At 58.6% G+C, this 1,652-nt stretch carries 1 protein-coding gene; it reads right to left on the bottom strand.

Translation table 11 applies throughout. From position 1 onward, the window contains the following. Positions 1-132: 132 nt before the first annotated feature. The gene (locus C7402_RS46080) at positions 133-1,584 is read right to left on the bottom strand and encodes an IS1182 family transposase (RefSeq protein ID WP_116615302.1); all 1,452 of its coding nucleotides are present in this window, start codon (positions 1,582-1,584) and stop codon (positions 133-135) included. Positions 1,585-1,652 lie beyond the last annotated feature (68 nt).

Genomic DNA, 1,652 nt, shown 5'->3' on the forward strand with positions numbered 1-1,652 from the left:
GGCCGAGGCCGTGTAAAAACGCGCAGAACGGCCCACCGGTGATGCCCGGTTGGGAGCGCAGTTGAGTTAGGCCGAGACGCAGGCAGGTGGCGTGATCGTGTTTACTGGCAAACGACGTCGGAGCGCGGGAGTTCACGCGCCTGCCAGCTTCATTGCGCGCATCGTCTTTGCGAACCCGAGAATCCTGATGACCCGTTTTAGGTTGTAGGCCAGCACGTGCAAACTCATTTCAGCGGCGACATGGCCAAGTCCGCGCGTCTGGAAATGCGTCGTCCCCATCCAGTGCTTGAGTGTGCCGAACACATGCTCGACCGTCCGCCGTCGCATCGTCATGGCGTCGAGCTGGCGATCCAGCCTGGACTGCATCGCTTCAAGCACCGCTTCGTGTTCCCACCGTCGAATACGCCGGTAGTCGGTCGGCGTGCACCGGTTCTTTATCGGGCATTTCGGGCAAGCGCTGCTCCAGTAAGTACGCAGGGCCATCGGAGTTTCGCGCTCGACGGAAGTAAATCGGTAAATCGCCCGTTGCCCCGCTGGACATAGGTATTGGTCGTCTTTGGCGATGTAGATGAAGTCGGCCCGATCGAACCGTCCATCTGCCTTTGCACTGGAGGTCTGTGTTTTCGGCACCAGCGCTGCAATACCCGCGTCATCACATGCTTTGACCTCCGTGGCACTGTAGTACCCGCGATCGGCCAGCGCCCGGATCGTCTTCCTGCCCATCGCATCGCGGGCGGCCTTGGCCATCGGGCTTAGCTGCGCGCGGTCACTACCGACGTTCGTCACTTCGTGGGTCACAATGAGGTGATGTTTCGTATCAACAGCCACCTGAACGTTGTAGCCCACCACGCCTGTGCCCTTGGCTTGCGACATCATCGAACGTGAGTCGGGATCAGTCAGCGAAACCTGCTTTTCCGGTAAATCATTCAACAGTTCTGCGGCCCGATCCAGATCGCGCATCTGTTCGCGCAGCGTCTCGATCTTTTCCCGTAGCCGCTCGGTTTTCGCCTCCACCTCAGCTGGTTGTGTGCGATCAGCCGTCTCCAGGGCATCCAGATAGCGCTGTATGCTTTGCTCGATCTGTTCCTGACGCTTTGCGATCTTGTTGGGCGTGAAGTTGTTGTCGCGACTGTTCACCGCCTTGAACTTACTGCCGTCGATGGCAACGACTGCTTGCGTGAAGAGCTTAAGGTCGCGGCATATCACGACGAAGCGTCGGCATGCATTGCGAATGCCGACGCCATTGCTGCGTCTGAACTCGGCAATCGTCTTGAAGTCCGGTGCGAGGCGCCCAGTCAGCCACATCAGTTCAACATTGCGCTGGCACTCCCGCTCCAGACGTCGGCTTGACTGCACTCGATTGAGATAGCCGTAGATGTAGAGTTTGAGCAGAACAGACGGATGGTAGGACGGTCGGCCCGTGATTGCGGGTGTGGTGCCTTCGAAGCCCATGGAAGCCAGATCGAGCTCGTCGACGAATGCATCGACGATCCGCACGGGATTGTCTTCAGCGATAAAGTCTTCGAGACATTCCGGCAGCAACGTGGCCTGATTGCGGTTTGCACCTTCGACAAATCGCCCCATCTCCGCCTCTCGCGCTAACAGGTTGATTCAGTCTAGGCGATCGCACGTGTTTTGACACACCCTCGGCC

The sequence above is a fragment of the Paraburkholderia unamae genome, from assembly GCF_003096875.1.
In the GTDB taxonomy this organism is placed as follows: Bacteria; Pseudomonadota; Gammaproteobacteria; order Burkholderiales; family Burkholderiaceae; genus Paraburkholderia; species Paraburkholderia unamae.